The organism is Aequorivita xiaoshiensis, from assembly GCF_022008395.1.
Classification (GTDB): Bacteria; Bacteroidota; Bacteroidia; order Flavobacteriales; family Flavobacteriaceae; genus Aequorivita; species Aequorivita xiaoshiensis.
The window spans coordinates 17,784-34,009 of record NZ_JAIRBB010000006.1; the positions used below are offsets into that span (position 1 = coordinate 17,784).

The following is a 16,226-nucleotide window of genomic DNA, read 5'->3' on the forward strand; positions in this document are numbered from 1 at the left end:
ATGGAAAATAAAAAAGATATAGGAAAGCTTTTTGAAGACAAGCTCCAATTCGGAAAAAAGGAACCTAACACAAAGGTTTGGGAAAGACTAAACATCTCGTTAGATGCTGAAAAACGTAAAAGAGAGAAAATTATGTATTATTGGTTTACCGCAATTAGTGTTGTTCTTTTACTTGGGGTTACCCTAATCATAAACCTAGACAGTGAAGAAGAAAATAATTCGTTAACCGATCAGAAAATGGACAATGCTTCGGAATTAACTTTAAAAAAAGAAGTGGTAAACACAGCAAATAACCTTAAAACCTCGACAACAGACACGTTAAATAACTCTAATAAAAAAGTTGAAAGTACTTCTAATTCGAATGTTTCTATTGAAAACTCTGAAGGTGATAAAATAGAGAATGCTAAAGAAAATAAATTGAAATCTAATCAAGTTATTGGTAAAGACGAAAAAGCTACATCTAGATTTAATGAAAATGAATTTAAGGTGTCAAAAAACTATCATTATTACAACAGCAACACAAATCAGCAGTATATAACGTCTGATAAAGAAGAAATTGACAGTTTAATTTCTGAAAATAACAAATCGGCAGATTCTTTAATACTTGATAAAGCAAATTATATAGAAGACTAACCATCGCATTTAGAGAGTCTAAAAAAATAATTCAAATTTTTTATTAAGTTTTTGTAACCTTTACAGGAATTCTTACGTATAACCCAATACAAAAGTTTTAAAACTTAATCTACAGGACACACCTTAAATGAGACAACTTAAAATTACAAAGCAGGTTACCAACAGGGAAACTGCTTCATTAGACAAGTACCTTCAAGAAATTGGAAAAGTTGACTTAATTACCGCAGAAGATGAAGTAGAATTGGCACAGCGCATAAAAGCGGGTGACCACGTTGCATTGGAGAAATTAACCAAAGCCAATCTACGTTTCGTTGTTTCGGTAGCAAAGCAATATCAAAATCAAGGTCTTACCCTACCCGACCTTATAAATGAAGGAAATCTTGGTTTAATTAAAGCCGCGCAACGTTTTGACGAAACTCGTGGTTTTAAATTTATATCGTATGCCGTCTGGTGGATTCGTCAATCTATCTTACAAGCTTTAGCAGAGCAGTCTCGTATTGTTCGTTTACCGCTTAACAAAATTGGAAGCATCAATAAAATAAATAAGATGTATGCTTCTCTAGAGCAAGCAAACGAACGTCCTCCTTCTGCTGATGAAATTGCTAAAGAGTTGGATATGACGATTAGTGATGTAAAAGAGTCGATGAAAAACTCTGGCCGTCATGTATCCATGGATGCTCCGCTTATTGAAGGTGAAGATAGTAACCTTTACGACGTTTTACGCAGTGGTGAAAGCCCAAATCCAGACCGTGCTTTACTACATGAATCTTTAAAAACAGAAATTGAGCGTGCTTTAGAAACACTTACTCCTCGTGAAGCAGATGTTATCCGTTTATACTTCGGTCTTGGCGATCAACAACCAATGACATTAGAAGAAATAGGCGAAACTTTCGATCTTACTCGTGAGCGCGTACGCCAAATAAAAGAAAAAGCTATTAGAAGATTAAAGCATACCTCAAGAAGTAAGATTTTAATGACCTATTTAGGATAAACTTAAAAACTTATCTTTAGCTGAGTCTAAACAAAACAAAACCTTTTAACGATAACCAACAGTATAAACCTAATCGAGTATTAGGGTAACAACTGTTCGTTTTTTGATTGATGAATAACCTCCGGCTGATTACCGGAGGTTTTTTCATACAAACTATAATCCTATCTACGGGTAGTAAAACCTCTTAAACTGCAAACTAATTTGTAACTTTGCCAACCAATGAAACACACCATCTGTTATTTAAGTAAAGATCATCAACCGATGAAAAATTCGGAATTAGAAAACTTGTTTAACCAGGTTTTAGAGTTCAATAATTCCTCAAATATTTCAGGGATATTGCTTCATAACAACAACTTTTTTCTTCAAGTTCTCGAAGGAAAAAAGGAAACCATTCAGGAACTTTACGCCACTATACGAAAGGATAATAGGCATAAAGACATATTAATTGTTTTAGATCAAAAAATTGAAAGCCGAATTTTTAAAAATTATGACGCTAGGTTTAGTATCCTAAAAAACAAAGATGATATTGAAAAAATAAATATTTATCTGTCAAGATATAGTTCAAATAATAATTACCCAACAAATATTAAAAGACTTTTAGAACCTTTCTTATTGTAAGCTATCATGAAAAACACACTTATTGCTCCCTCCATACTTGCCGCAGACTTCGCCAACCTTCAAAGAGAGATTGAAATGGTTAATGCTAGTGAGGCAGATTGGTTTCACCTCGATGTAATGGATGGTGTTTTTGTGCCGAATATTTCGTTTGGGATGCCAGTTATAAAAAGTATAGCCAAACACGCTAAAAAGCCTTTAGACGTGCATTTAATGATTATCGACCCAGATCGCTATATTAAAACATTCGCCAATTTAGGGACCGATGTATTAACAGTGCACTACGAAGCGTGTACACATTTACACCGAACACTTCAAGCTATCAAAGCCGAAGGAATGCAAGCAGGTGTTGCCATAAATCCACATACTAATGTAGCTTTATTGGAAGACACTATAAAGGATATTGATTTAGTATGCATTATGAGTGTAAATCCAGGTTTTGGCGGACAGAGCTTTATAGAAAACACTTATAAAAAGGTAAAACAACTTCGTAAAATTATTGAGGCCAACGGCGCTACTACCAAAATTGAAATAGATGGTGGTGTAACCAATAAAAACGCTAAACAACTAGTAGAAGCAGGTGCTGACGTTTTGGTGGCAGGTAGTTATGTGTTTGGCGCGAGTAACCCTACTAAAACTATTACAGATTTAAAGAAAATTGTACTCTAGCGTTTAATTATGTCTAAAACTTCTTTAATTGAAAATATATTTGATGTATTAATTATAGGCGCAGGTCCTATTGGGATAGCTTGCGCCTTAGAGGCAAAAAAAAATGGCCTGAGTTATATTGTAGTTGAAAAAGGAGCACTTACCAATTCGCTTTACAACTACCCGCTAAATATGACCTTCTTCTCTACTTCAGAGAAGCTAGAAATTGATGAGATTCCCTTTATAAGTAACAACCCTAAACCAACACGTAATGAGGCTTTAGAATACTATCGCCGTGTAGCTACATCAAATAATCTCAATATCAATTTATATGAAAAGATTATTTCCGTTGAAAAGAATGAGGACAGCTTTAATGTTGAATCAGATAAAAATAATTACAAGGCTAAAAACATAATTGTAAGTACTGGCTTCTACGATATCCCAAACACTCTAAATGTTCCTGGGGAAAACCTTCCCAAAGTGATGCATTATTATAAAGAAGCTCATCCTTTTGTAATGCAGAATGTTATTGTTGTGGGCGCTAGTAACTCTTCTGTAGATGCGGCATTAGAAATTTGGCGCAAGGGCGGAGATGTAACCATGGTAGTTCGCGGACCGAAAATTGGCGAACGCGTAAAATACTGGGTAAAACCAGATATCGAAAACAGAATAAAGGAAGGAAGCATTAAAGCTTATTTCAATTCTGAAATCGAAGAAATTACAGAGGGCGAAGTTTTAATAAACACGCCACAAGGTAAAATAACCCTACCGAATGATTATGTAGTAGCACTTACAGGTTATAAACCTGATTTTAATTTCCTACAAACATTAGGTGTAGAACTCTCAAATGACAAGAAAAGGCTTCCTCAATACAATTCCGATACAATGGAAACCAATGTGGAGGGGATATATCTTGCAGGAGTAATATGCGGTGGTATGGAAACTCACAAATGGTTTATCGAAAACTCGAGAATACACGCCAAGATAATTATACAGGATATTTTAAAATAGTTGGTACTTGGTAGTTGGAAATAAAAAATCAAGACTTGCCCTCAAAAAAATTATATAGTTTGACTTTCACTGACATCTATATTATGTGCAGGAATATTTAAAAGCCCTTTATTTCATTAAAAATTTCACGCAACAACTTGAAGCCCTAGATTCATTTTATTTTCAACACTAATCTTCTCATAACCCTCTTAAGAGACTAATACAGCCTTTCTGTATAATTAAATTTTGTAACAGGGGAAATTGACTTTCATTGACAATAAATAGAGCGTATTGAATTAGAAAAACGCATTTAAAAATATAAACCATTAAATACTTCCAAAAAAAATCCCCGACATTGCTGTCGGGGATTTTAGATTTATAATTATCGATTTATTAGAAATCGAAAGTATAGAATTTATCCCAGAATAATCTAGTTTCAGCAGCATCACCACCAATAGCACTTGAAGCAGCGCTCCAGTTAGCCTCGTTCAAGGTTTGCTCCCCAACTGGGTATAGGTAACGTGTTGGGAAACCAGTTTCAGCGTCAGTAGGCTCAACTAATATAGGGTAATCCAAACGACGAATAGAGTTATAACTAGCAAAAGTTCTGTTGTAAAGACCTAGATACGCTTGCGTACCAATTACTTGTTTCCAAGCTGGGCTTGAAGAACTATTAGCAATTGCTGTATCGTAATCAACAGCAGGTGAAGCTAAGTAGTCAGATAAGCCTTCAGCACCCCAGTATTCGAAAGAAGCAGTAATAGCAGCTTCATAATGAGTTGCAGCATCGCCACCAACAGCATAACCTCTAGCAGCAGCTTCAGCTAACAAAAATCTAACTTCAGCATAAGATAAAAGTACACCTGGTTCAGCTGGATCTACCAAACGGTCAGCTACATGAGAGTGCTCTGCGTAAGCAGAAATCTCACCAATAACACCACCAATATACTCTCCATCAACAGTAGTAAAGTAAACTTCTCTTCTTGGGTCTTCCAAATCGTTCATCAAGTCGATGATTGTTTTAGCAGCAACATAGTCATTACGACCACTAAGAACTAAGTTATCGTTCATAGGGTTGTTGTTTGGAGCTGCAGGACGATACATATAACTGCCGTTATCTGCATTACTTGTGAATACACCGCTTGTGTAAGCAGACTCAACAGTAGATTGAGAAAGTGCTGGATTTACATCTGCAAGCATGATACCCATTCTTAACTTTAATGAGTTAGCAAACTTTTTCCAGTTTTCCACATTTCCTGAATACATCATGTCTTCAGTATCACTAAAACTTCCTACACTAGTATCCATACTACTAATAGCAGCATCTAAACGAGTAAGTAAGTCTTTGTAAATAGTAGCAGCATCATCATAAGCTGGCAAAAGATTTTCGATATCTAATGCTTCGCTATAAGGAACATCTCCATAAGTTTCTACTAAGTTACTGTAAGCAAATACAGTCATCACTTCTACAATCGCCAGTTTATTAGGCTTAAGAGCGTTTGTTAAATCATTATCGGTAGCTGCAATAACTCTATCAGCTTCGTTTAAATCTTTAAGTACATCGCGATACAATTCTCTCCAGTGGTTGTCAGGAATTGCACGTGTGATTTGATCGTATTGACTTTCGTCTAAATATGTAGTTTCCTGTAATTGTTGTGTCCATAACCTTAAGTTGTTAAGGTTTACGTTTGGCGTTACAAATTGATCTGCTAATTGTTTTTGAGCAGAAGCAAACAAACTCTCACCACTTACGTTAGTAGGATCTTTTATATTCTGATTCAGATCTTCTAAATTATCTGAACACGACACGGCCATAACTGCCGCGGTTAATATTAAAATTAGTTTCTTCATCTTTTTTTTTATTAAAATTGAGCTTTAATGTTAAACCCGTAATCTTGGGTAGTTGGTAATGAACCAGTAACATATCCTTGAAGGTTACCTGAACTCAAACCTGCTTCTGGATCAGCATAAGGAATATTCTTATCGATAATCCATAGGTTTGATCCTGACACGCTAAACTGTAATCCAGTCATGAATGTGTTTTCAAGGAATCTAGATGGCATAGTATAAGTAAGCGATACTTGACGTAACTTAATATAACTAGCATCGTAAACAAATGCAGCAGCTGGTAATGCATCATATCCAAATGCACTAAAGTTGTTTGCATCAGTTCTAGTTGTGTTTGGAGAACCATCAGGGTTAACACCTGGGTTGATAAATCCACCACCATTTTCAAGTGAATTTCTCACTGGGTTTCCTAAATCGTTTGTATAAGAAGTGTTTGCATAAAGACCTGTCGCTTCACCATAGTATTGGTCAAGAGAGAAAAGGCTTCCACCTTCTTGGATATCAATTAAGAAACTAAAAGAGAAATCTTTATAAGTAAGTGTATTTGTAATACCTGCTAACCAGTCTGGGTTAGTATCTCCAAGAATATTATTAGAGTTTGGAGACTTAAGGTATCTTCCAGAATCTGGATCAACAACTTTTTCACCGTTTAAGTAAACAAAATCTTGTCCGTAAATCACACCGTAAGGCTGTCCTAATTCAGCGTTGATAGAAACACCACCTTGGAATCTTCCTAATTGTAGGTTTTTAATTCCATCAGGTAAAGCAACTACTTCACTCTTGTTTTGAGTCCAGTTTGCATTAATTGCCCAAGTGAAGTTATCATTCTTAACTGGCATAGCGTTTAATGATATTTCAACCCCCTTGTTTTCAATTTCACCTGCATTAAGCAATTTACCAGTATAACCAGTAGAAGCAGAAATTGGAACAGTTACAATTTGGTCTATAGAGTTTGATTTGTAGTAAGATACATCAAAACCTAATCTATTATCAGCAAATCTCATTTCTAAACCTGCCTCGTAACTCTTTGTAGTTTCTGGCTTAAGGTTGGCGTTGTTTGCTGTATTAGGAATAGAGTTTCCTATATCACCATTAATTGTATAAGTATCAACTAATCTATCAAATGGAGCTCCGTTACCTACCTCAGCGTAGTTTAATCGAAGTTTACCAAAGCTAATTGCATTTACATCTAATATTTTGCTAAATACAAAACTAGTAGATATCGATGGGTAGTAGAATGAACTATTTTCTTCTGGTAGTGTAGAGAAACGGTCTCTTCTAATAGTACCATCTAAATATACTACATTGGCGAATCCGAAAGATGCACTTGCGTAAACACCATCTACACCAACTTTCTCAGCACGTTCAACTGGATTTGGATTTGGAGAAGCTCCATTCTGTAATGAATAAAGTCCTGGAACTACCAATCCACCAGCAGTAGAAGATGTTAATGAATTAAATTCACTTCTTCTAATGTTAGTACCTAAGATACCAGCAAAGCTTAAGTTATCGGTAATATCTGTGTTGAAGTTGAACATTAAATCGTAGTTTGTTTCAACAGCAGTAATATCTCTTCTTAAGTAACCTGAATTAACATTTCCACGAGAAACACCAAAGTTTACAGCTCCAGAACCTACAGCTCTACGCTCTTCTTGTTGCTCATTGTAAGTATCAGTAGAAACTCTACCTGTTACATTTACCCAGTCAGCCAATTCGTAGTTTAACTCAAAGTTACCAATAAAACGGCTTCTTCCATCATTTTGGTAGTTTTCGTAACGTGTCCAGTATGGGTTATCCCAGTATAGTGGTGCTGCACCTGGAGTTGTACTATTTGGGTTCCAAGTTACGTTTCTTTTTGTAGCAAAATAAATATCTCTTTGAGCCTGCAAGTCTGTACTGTTAGACCACCACTGCTTCATCATACCAACAACGTTGTCTGTATAACCAGTAGAGTTACGTCCAAGTGCATCAGACTTAATATAGTTAGCAAAACCACTAGCAGTTAATTTTTCACTAACATCGTAAGTTCCACTAAAGATAAAGTTATGTCTATCTATCTGGCTATTTGGCATAAGACCTGATTGATCTAATTTAGTATAAGACATACGGTAAGAACCGCCTTCTAAACCATTAGAAATAGAGATAGAGTTAGTAAGTGTTACTGGAGTTTCAAAGAAAGTAATAGGGCCATTCTTTGCTGCCGTATAAGCAGTTTTCTTCAAGTAATTTGGTGAAGAAGGGTCGAATGAATCCCACTTATAGATAAATAAGTTTGGATCGTAAGCTGGACCATAAGATGCATCATCTCCATAGTTCTCAATTTGATCGTCTATACCATCACCGTCAACATCACCAAAAGTGAAGTAGTCACCATATCCAGGACCATAATCAGTTTGGTATTCAGCAAAAGTACTTTTGTCGATAAAACCAACAGTTGCATTACTATTAAGAGTAACACCTAATCCTTTTGCAGATTTACCTTTTTTAGTTGTTATAATAATAACCCCATTTGCAGCACGTGAACCATAAAGTGCAGATGCAGCAGCACCTTTAAGTACGTTAATACTTTCGATGTCGTCTGGGTTAATATCTGCAGCGGCATTACCGTAGTCATAATAGTTACCAGAAGCTTGCGTTTGTCCAGCAGAGTTGGTATTTCTATTACTAATTGGCACACCATCAACAACGAATAAAGCTTGGTTATTTCCAGTTAAAGATGTGTTACCTCTAATAACCACGTTAGTAGATCCACCAAAGTTGTTGTTTCGTCTAATCTGAAGACCTGAAACTTTACCCGATAGAGCATTCGTAAAGTTATTACCTTTTACAGTAGCAACATCGTCACCACCTACTTCCTGCGTAGAGTATCCAAGAGATTGTTTCTCACGAGATACACCAAGTGCAGTTACTACTACTTCATCCAGAGCAGATCCGGCTTGCATAGTAATATTCATGTTATTTGAAGCCCCAACAGCTACCTCTTGGGTTTCAAAACCAACATAACTATAAACGAGTGTTTGCCCTACTGCAGCCTCGATAGTATAATTACCATCAAAATCAGACTGTGTTCCGGTACTAGTACCCTTTATAATAATGTTAACTCCTGGAAGCGGCAGACCTGTGTCATCAGTCACCGTTCCGGAAATCGATTTTTCTTGTGCAACCGCGAGCTGCACAACTAACGCTAATAATAGCGTTAAAATTCCACTAAACTTTGTTTTCATTTTTTTGTTTGTTTGAATTAGCACCTCAAAAGTGCCAATAAAATCTTACAATTCCAACTTTTAATGGATGTAGATTCACAATTATTTAACTGAAAAGAATTTTTTATCAATGAAAAAATCATATTCAAAAATTCAATTTTTTTCACAATCATCTGATTTTGTTACGCTTCGAAGCTTGCGCAAACACTAATATTAGCTTTATTGGGGAAATTAAGCGAGTCAAATTATTTTCACACACATTATTAACAATTTAGTTAAAACAACGCAAAATTTGATTTTTTCCGAATTTTAACACAATAACGACCTTTTTCAGAAATTCAATATTATACGAATAAAAAAACCTCAATTACTCCATGTAATAATTGAGGTTTCTAAATTTATAAGATTTACAATTTATTTTGAAGCTCGTTCTCCTTTGAAATTTTGCGAGTTACTCTTAAAAAGAACATTGAAAGTTGTTAAACTTCCATAACATCGAGTAATATATTGTTGTAGGTCAATTTTTAAACTTTCATCTAATTCTTTATTAGAATTAATTTTTTGCTCCATCACTCTAAGCCTATCTCGCAACATTACTATTTTATGAAAAAATGTGTCTATTGGAATTTCCTTAGAACTTAAATTACTATCGGCTGGCTGCAAAATTATGGTTCCGCCTTTCCACTTATCGGCAATAGGAACAATTTCACTTATGCCATTCCATTTTTTAAGGATTTCACGAAGACTTCTCTCTACTTCGTAAAAGCTTACAGAATCTACTTCGTCCTCTGCCGCTTCAATAATTTCAAAATCTTCGTCAATATCAATTGTTTCTAGGCCATTTTCAATAAAAGTTACCCAATACATTTTTGCAGTAACATTTGTAATTACTCCTTTTCCATAAGTAGGGTGATTTATCCTTGAGCCTATTCCCAAAATTTGTTTCATATCTATTTAATTATTGTATTTCGTTGTATTGGTAAAATTAAAAAATAGGGCGAATATATTTGCGCACCTTCCCCACTTAAAATTAAAATCCACTTCAATTTCATGAAGTGGATTTTTAGATTTTTATACCTTAATATATAGTACTTATTGAATTTACATGATACCTTTAGCTAAATACGATAAGTATGGCATGTGTTTTTTAAACTTTTAAGCAGACCAAATTATCATACATCACACATAAATTTAATAAACCAGGTATTCAATTTAAATTTATGACAAAAATGCTCTGCATTCTTCTGCGCATTTTCTACAAGCTTCTGCACAATCTTTACAATGTTGTGTATCGTGTTTTGAACACTCATCTGCACACATATCGCAAATTTTTGCACAATATTTTACCAAATCATCTACGTCGGTAAAATTCATTGCTAACAATTGGTTTAATGTACTACAAACTTCAGCGCAAACTCTATCCAAACGGATGCAGTCTACCATCATTTTTACATTGTCTTCATCTAAACAGGCATCTGCACAATAATTACAATGATTGATACAATTGCCCAAGGCGTGAATTAATTTTTGATTTTTCATAGTAATTGATTTTTAATGAATTACAATTTACTAATTCAACAAACCCTATTATATTAAAGAAATAATAAATTAAAGTAAAATTTTGTCAAACACTATTTATGGTCGTCTACAACTTTTGGATCGCGATACTTGCAGCATCCCATTAAACCTTCATAAGCTTCATCGGTAGCTGTGATGTCTTGTGTATCGTGCCCACTATCGGCAATGCTTTGTTGAATGGTGGTTAAATCGGTTTTCTTTTCATTGTAAATTAAACTCAGCTGATGTGTAGCCACATCCCAAGTAGCCATTTTAACACCTTTAGCCTGAATTGAAGCTTTTTCAATACGTTCTTTACACATGCCGCAAACTCCATCTACTTCAATAGTGGCTTTTGCATTTTTGTTCTGGGCAAAACCTGTTGCCGCTATAAACATAACTCCTAGAGTTAAAAGTACTTTTTGCATAATTTTTAAAATTTAATAATTAGTAAACTGTTTATATTTAACGTTAATATTTCAAATAATTTCTATTCTATAAAATAAGAGTAAGAAATTAGTTAAGTCTATACCTCAAACCTGCGTAATACGAACTTCCAAAAATTGGGCCATAAACATAGGTTGTATCAAACTCTGCTCCGAACGGATTGTCGCTTCCTATAATTGGATTTTCTTGTTTAACATTAGTCAAGTTTTCACCTCCTATATACAATTCAAAGCTGTTTGAAAAAACCTTAGTTATCTGCGCATTTACTGTTGATAAGCTTGAAGAAAATTCTGAAAGTCCTATGGTATTTAAATAGGTTGCAGACGATGCAAAACGTTGTTCTCCTATATAGTTGTAAGTTGCATCAAACTTCCAATTACCCCCTTTTGTATTTAGTTTAGTCTCGTAAGAAACATTTGTGAAAAACCTGTGATTTGGCGTTAACGGATTCTGTTTCTTCCCACTTAAATAAGTAGTTTCTACATCGTAATATTTATAGGCTAAACGCATATCAAAGCGTTCGAACATATTATAGTTAAACTCTGCTTGAAAATTGTTGGAATAACTCTCCTCATCTAAATTATAAAAATTAATTTCTGTAGGATTTTCCCAATCAACCACTATTTGATTTTCAAAATCTGTTCTGAAAAAATCAACTGTTATATCCCCTCTTCTATCAAACAAATTAAACCCTTGCATATACGAGATTCCATAATTCCAAGCAATTTCAGGGTCTAGTCCATATATTTTACCAGAATTGCCTAAGACATTTAAACTACGTGAGGTAGCGAAAAGACTTTGGTTTTCTGTGAATATATTAGCACTACGTTTTCCCCTTCCCGCAGAAACACGAATAGCAGATTTGTCCCAAGGCGTATAGCGCAAGTGAAAACGAGGCGTAATAAAGGCGCCGAGCCTGTTATGAACATCCCCTCTTATCCCAAGGCTATAACTTAAGTTGCTAGAATTATCAAAATTGTATTCAAAAAATGCACCTACTGAATTTTCAATTCGACTGTAGTTTTCGGTTAAAACCAACTCTTCGTAACTATCATAAGTTCCGCTAAGTCCAGTTTTAATTTTATGCCTAGAATCACTTATAATTGAGTTATACGTTAATTGCGAATACAAACTGTTGTGTTGAATATTGTAATCGTTTAACCCAAAATAAGATTCTTGGTCGTGATGGCTATATGCTATTTGTATTCCACCTGTACGCCAGGGTATATCAGGATTAACAAACCCAAATTTCCCTGAAACATCAAATCGCTGTGTCTTAATTTCGCTTCCCCAAGCATTTGTTGTTCCACGATCATTTTCAGGATCAAAGGCTACTTGACCTGTTTGCTTTGAATCATTTAAATACCTCACGTTAAAAAAGCCCAAATATCCATTTTCCTGATCGGTATATTGCCAGCGATTCATAACGTTTACTTGCTGCATTAATGGAGCATCTATAAAGGAGTCGTTGTTTTTATCAAATTCATAATCACGCATATTACCATGAATATATAACCCCGTACTCCATCTATTGGTTACTTGTGTATTTAAATGGGTATTCAACTCAAATCTTCCATTTCCAGAGCCATAGGCATTTACAAAAAGCTTATCATCTGTTAACGGCTTTTGAAGTTCAGCATTAATTTGCCCTGCGATACTTTCGTAACCATTTACCACACTTCCAGAACCTTTAGTAATCTGTATACTTTCCACCCAAGTCCCAGGAATAAAACTCAATCCATAAGCTTGAGAAGCCCCTCGGATACTGGGTACGTTTTCGGTGGTAATTAAAATATATGGACTTGTAAGCCCAAGCATTTTAATTTGTTTTGTTCCGGAAATAGCATCTGCAAAATTTACATCTATAGAAGGATTTGTTTCGAAGCTTTCCGCAAGATTGCAACAGGCTGCCTTTAGCAGTTCGGCGCTGCTGACATTAATAATGTTTTGAGACTCTAAAAAAGAACGCGAACTAGCCTTTTTACGCGCTGTAATGGTAACCTCATCTAAATTAGCTTTAGAAGTAAGAGTATGTCTAATCCTATTGGATGAGTTAACCGTAATTGTATCGGTTTTATACCCTACAAAACTCACTACCATTTTTTTGTATTCTGGCTTGTAATCAATTTCAAAATTTCCATCAAAATCTGTTACCGTACCAACGGAAGTATTTAACCAGTACACATTTGCCCCTGCCACTGGCACATCATCATTATTGATATTTTCAACAATTACGCCTTTTAATTTTTCCTGTGAATAAATTGAAAGCGGAAGCAAAAGGGCCATTAATATTAATTTATAGCTTTTCATATAATTTTATAAGTATTTGTTTTACACTTAAAGCATAAGCCTACTTCACAGTTTGATATTCGTCCTATGCTTTAATTTTATTATTTTATTTAATCAATTTTAGCAGCACGTAACCTCAGTGCATTTGTAATAACTGACACCGAACTAAAACTCATTGCTAAAGCCGCAATCATAGGAGACAACAGGATTCCAAAAACTGGGAATAGCACTCCTGCGGCAACTGGAACACCTAAGGTGTTGTAAATCATTGCAAAAAATAGATTTTGCTTAATGTTTCTCATCACCTTTTCACTTAGTTGAAACGCTTTTACAATTCCGTGTAAATCACCTTTAACCAAAGTAACTCCGGCGCTTTCTATAGCTACATCAGTTCCCGTTCCCATCGCAATCCCCACATCGCTTTGAGCCAAGGCAGGAGCATCGTTAATTCCGTCACCTGCCATTGCAACCTTTTCACCTTTAGCTTGTAGCTCCTCTACTGCTTTAAGCTTATCTTGAGGTAGCATTTCTGCCTTAAAATCTTTTAGATTTAATTCCGAAGCAACCGCCTGCGCCGTATCCTGATTATCGCCAGTGAGCATAATAACCTCAATTCCTTTTTCTTGAAGATCAGCAATAGCTTTTTTACTGGTTGCCTTTATTTTATCAGAAATAACAACATAACCTACTACATTACCTTCCACAGAAAGCATAGGAACAGTTTTACCTTTTTTCTGTTCTTCTGAAATATTAGCTTGAAGAGAATTAGCAATTTTCGCACCAGCTTCTTCCATCATCTTTTCATTACCAAGTGCCACCTTTTTACCATTGATAATTCCGGTAACCCCTTTACCTGTAACTGAATTAAAGTCTGTAGTTTTAAAGCCACTTGCTTCTGTGTTTACTTTTTTCTCTTTTCCATATTTAACAGTGGCATCAGCAAGCGGATGCTCACTATTCTGATTGAGTGAAACTATATATTGAAGCACCTCATCTTCAGAATAATTTTCAGACGAACCCACTTTTTCCACCGAAGGTTTTCCTTCTGTAATTGTCCCTGTTTTATCTATGATTAACACATCAATTTTATTGAGTGCTTCAAGAGATTCGGCATTTTTAATCAGCACTCCATTTTGAGCTCCTTTCCCAACACCTACCATAACCGACATTGGCGTAGCAAGTCCTAATGCACACGGACATGCGATAATTAAAACTGCGATAGCATTTACTAACGCATACACATAAGAAGGTTCTGGACCTATTAATGCCCACACCACAAAAGTGATGATAGCCACAATAACCACTATCGGCACAAACCAGCCCGATATTTTATCTGCTAACTTTTGAATTGGAGCGCGACTCATACTAGCTTTATTCACCATATCGATAATCTGAGAAAGTAAAGTATCGCTACCAATTTTTTCAGCTTTCATAACAAAGGTCTGCTTTCCATTAATAGTTCCCGAGCTTACTTGGTCACCAACTGTTTTAGTTACAGGCACAGGTTCTCCGGTTATCATCGATTCGTCTATCGAGCTTTCGCCTTCAATTATACTACCATCTACAGGAATTTTCTCACCAGGTTTTACACGAAGTTTATCTCCTAGTTGAATATCATCTATCGAAATTGTTTCTTCTACACCATCTACAACTCTTACAGCCTTATTAGGCGCGAGTTTTAGTAATTCTTTTACTGCAGAGTTTGTACGGTTATGAGCTCGTGCTTCTAGCACCTGCCCCATTAGCACCAAAGTAAGAATTACAGCAGCCGATTCGAAATAAACGTGAACACTTCCCGATTCAGTTTTAAATTGAGAAGGGAAAAATTCTGGAAACAACATTCCAAAAACACTGAAAATCCAAGCGACACCAGCACCAATTCCAATTAAGGTAAACATATTTAAGTTCCACGTTTTTATGGACCTATAGGCGCGTTCAAAAAACATCCAAGTAGCATAAAACACTACCGGAATAGACAAAACGAATTGAATCCAATTCCAATATTTCATCGGCATCCATTCATACAACGGATTGTCAGGAATCATTTCAGACATTGCGATAATAAATATTGGAATTGTGAAAGCAACGGCTATCCAGAACTTTTTTAGCAGTAGTTTATAACCACTGTCGTCTGCTGCTTCATCTGCAGAATTACTTGCCATAGGCACTAAATCCATTCCGCAAACTGGGCAATCGCCAGGCTTATCATAGGTTTTGTCACCTTCGCAGTGCATCGGGCAATAAAAAGTTCCTGAGTTACTTTGGTTTGCTATTCTCTCTTCCTTTCGCGCTTGGTGTCTAGCAGCGGCCTCTGTATCGCCTTTTACAGCAATACTATAACTCCCTCCGTCGGCCTCGAAAGCCTTTTCAAAAACTTTTAAAGGAATCTGATTTTTCATTTCAATTACAGCTTCTCCTTTTTCTAAGTTTACCGACGCTCTCTCGACTCCTTCAATTTTGTTTAAAATCTGCTCTACGTGAGTTCTACAACCATCGCAAGTCATCCCGTGAATTTGATAACTCTCTTTAACAGCAGTTGTGTTACTTGGCTGAGCTACTAAATGCATACCACAAACAGGGCAATCACCCGGTTTATCATATGTTTTATCACCTTCGCAGTGCATAGGGCAATAATAAACCTGAGAACCACTTAAAGTGTGTTCTTGCGCCTGTTTATCATCCTCATGCGAAACCTTTTTCTCAGTTTTTTTATGAGAGGAAATCTTGTATCTACCTCCATCTGATTCCAAAGCATTTTCAAAAACTTTAAGTTCAATATGCCGCTCCATTTCAATTACTGCTTCCCCTTTTTCAAGGTTTACAGATGCCTCAGAAACACCATCAACATTATTGAGTATATTTTCCACGTGACTTCTACACCCATTACAGGTCATTCCGTCTATAGTATATTTATGTGTCATTGTTATTTGATTTTAAATCTATAGTTTAGTGAATTACTGTATTAAAATTTTTATACAGCAAAACCTACACTTCAAGTTAATGAA

The 16,226-nt window shown here is 35.5% G+C and carries 12 protein-coding genes; 5 read left to right on the top strand and 7 right to left on the bottom strand.

The window, feature by feature from the left end; translation table 11 throughout:
* From K8344_RS08355 to K8344_RS08375, 5 genes are all read left to right on the top strand, one after another.
* Complete coding sequence (locus K8344_RS08355) at positions 1 to 633, top strand: hypothetical protein (RefSeq protein WP_237608278.1); 633 nt, start codon at positions 1 to 3, stop codon at positions 631 to 633.
* Positions 634 to 760: 127 nt separating this feature from the next.
* Positions 761 to 1,624, top strand: a complete 864-nt coding sequence (locus K8344_RS08360) for a sigma-70 family RNA polymerase sigma factor (protein ID WP_237608279.1) — start codon at positions 761 to 763, stop codon at positions 1,622 to 1,624.
* Between the two features lie 219 nt (positions 1,625 to 1,843).
* The gene (locus tag K8344_RS08365; protein ID WP_237608280.1) at positions 1,844 to 2,242 is read left to right on the top strand and encodes a BLUF domain-containing protein; all 399 of its coding nucleotides are present in this window, start codon (positions 1,844 to 1,846) and stop codon (positions 2,240 to 2,242) included.
* 6 nt (positions 2,243 to 2,248) lie between these two features.
* On the top strand, positions 2,249 to 2,908 hold the full coding sequence (gene rpe / locus K8344_RS08370; RefSeq protein ID WP_237608281.1) for a ribulose-phosphate 3-epimerase: 660 nt from the start codon (positions 2,249 to 2,251) through the stop codon (positions 2,906 to 2,908).
* A gap of 9 nt (positions 2,909 to 2,917) precedes the next feature.
* Entirely contained in the window at positions 2,918 to 3,898 is a 981-nt protein-coding gene (locus K8344_RS08375; RefSeq protein ID WP_237608282.1) for a YpdA family putative bacillithiol disulfide reductase, read from the top strand.
* A gap of 372 nt (positions 3,899 to 4,270) precedes the next feature.
* Here the strand turns inward: K8344_RS08375 and K8344_RS08380 are convergent, their stop codons facing one another.
* From K8344_RS08380 to K8344_RS08410, 7 genes are all read right to left on the bottom strand, one after another.
* Complete coding sequence (locus K8344_RS08380; protein ID WP_185098399.1) at positions 4,271 to 5,728, bottom strand: SusD/RagB family nutrient-binding outer membrane lipoprotein; 1,458 nt, start codon at positions 5,726 to 5,728, stop codon at positions 4,271 to 4,273.
* An 11-nt stretch (positions 5,729 to 5,739) separates the two neighbouring features.
* The gene (locus K8344_RS08385; protein WP_237608283.1) at positions 5,740 to 8,949 is read right to left on the bottom strand and encodes a SusC/RagA family TonB-linked outer membrane protein; all 3,210 of its coding nucleotides are present in this window, start codon (positions 8,947 to 8,949) and stop codon (positions 5,740 to 5,742) included.
* A gap of 393 nt (positions 8,950 to 9,342) precedes the next feature.
* On the bottom strand, positions 9,343 to 9,876 hold the full coding sequence (locus K8344_RS08390) for a hypothetical protein (RefSeq protein ID WP_237608284.1): 534 nt from the start codon (positions 9,874 to 9,876) through the stop codon (positions 9,343 to 9,345).
* Positions 9,877 to 10,146: 270 nt separating this feature from the next.
* Positions 10,147 to 10,467, bottom strand: a complete 321-nt coding sequence (locus tag K8344_RS08395; RefSeq protein ID WP_237608285.1) for a four-helix bundle copper-binding protein — start codon at positions 10,465 to 10,467, stop codon at positions 10,147 to 10,149.
* A 92-nt stretch (positions 10,468 to 10,559) separates the two neighbouring features.
* On the bottom strand, positions 10,560 to 10,913 hold the full coding sequence (locus K8344_RS08400) for a heavy-metal-associated domain-containing protein (protein WP_237608286.1): 354 nt from the start codon (positions 10,911 to 10,913) through the stop codon (positions 10,560 to 10,562).
* Between the two features lie 88 nt (positions 10,914 to 11,001).
* The gene (locus tag K8344_RS08405) at positions 11,002 to 13,218 is read right to left on the bottom strand and encodes a TonB-dependent receptor (RefSeq protein ID WP_420908351.1); all 2,217 of its coding nucleotides are present in this window, start codon (positions 13,216 to 13,218) and stop codon (positions 11,002 to 11,004) included.
* 113 nt (positions 13,219 to 13,331) lie between these two features.
* Positions 13,332 to 16,142 (bottom strand): heavy metal translocating P-type ATPase, encoded by a 2,811-nt coding sequence (locus tag K8344_RS08410; RefSeq protein ID WP_237608288.1) that lies wholly within the window; start codon positions 16,140 to 16,142, stop codon positions 13,332 to 13,334.
* Between the last annotated feature and the right edge of the window lie 84 nt (positions 16,143 to 16,226).

Excerpts from the sequence above, each read along its gene's own strand:
- K8344_RS08355 (WP_237608278.1), top strand. The coding sequence starts at position 1 with ATGGAAAATAAAAAAGATATAGGAAAGCTTTTTGAAGACAAGCTCCAA.
- K8344_RS08360 (WP_237608279.1), top strand. The coding sequence starts at position 761 with ATGAGACAACTTAAAATTACAAAGCAGGTTACCAACAGGGAAACTGCT.
- K8344_RS08365 (WP_237608280.1), top strand. The coding sequence starts at position 1,844 with ATGAAACACACCATCTGTTATTTAAGTAAAGATCATCAACCGATGAAA.
- rpe (WP_237608281.1), top strand. The coding sequence starts at position 2,249 with ATGAAAAACACACTTATTGCTCCCTCCATACTTGCCGCAGACTTCGCC.
- K8344_RS08375 (WP_237608282.1), top strand. The coding sequence starts at position 2,918 with ATGTCTAAAACTTCTTTAATTGAAAATATATTTGATGTATTAATTATA.
- K8344_RS08380 (WP_185098399.1), bottom strand. The coding sequence starts at position 5,728 with ATGAAGAAACTAATTTTAATATTAACCGCGGCAGTTATGGCCGTGTCG.
- K8344_RS08385 (WP_237608283.1), bottom strand. The coding sequence starts at position 8,949 with ATGAAAACAAAGTTTAGTGGAATTTTAACGCTATTATTAGCGTTAGTT.
- K8344_RS08390 (WP_237608284.1), bottom strand. The coding sequence starts at position 9,876 with ATGAAACAAATTTTGGGAATAGGCTCAAGGATAAATCACCCTACTTAT.
- K8344_RS08395 (WP_237608285.1), bottom strand. The coding sequence starts at position 10,467 with ATGAAAAATCAAAAATTAATTCACGCCTTGGGCAATTGTATCAATCAT.
- K8344_RS08400 (WP_237608286.1), bottom strand. The coding sequence starts at position 10,913 with ATGCAAAAAGTACTTTTAACTCTAGGAGTTATGTTTATAGCGGCAACA.
- K8344_RS08405 (WP_420908351.1), bottom strand. The coding sequence starts at position 13,218 with ATGGCCCTTTTGCTTCCGCTTTCAATTTATTCACAGGAAAAATTAAAA.
- K8344_RS08410 (WP_237608288.1), bottom strand. The coding sequence starts at position 16,142 with ATGACACATAAATATACTATAGACGGAATGACCTGTAATGGGTGTAGA.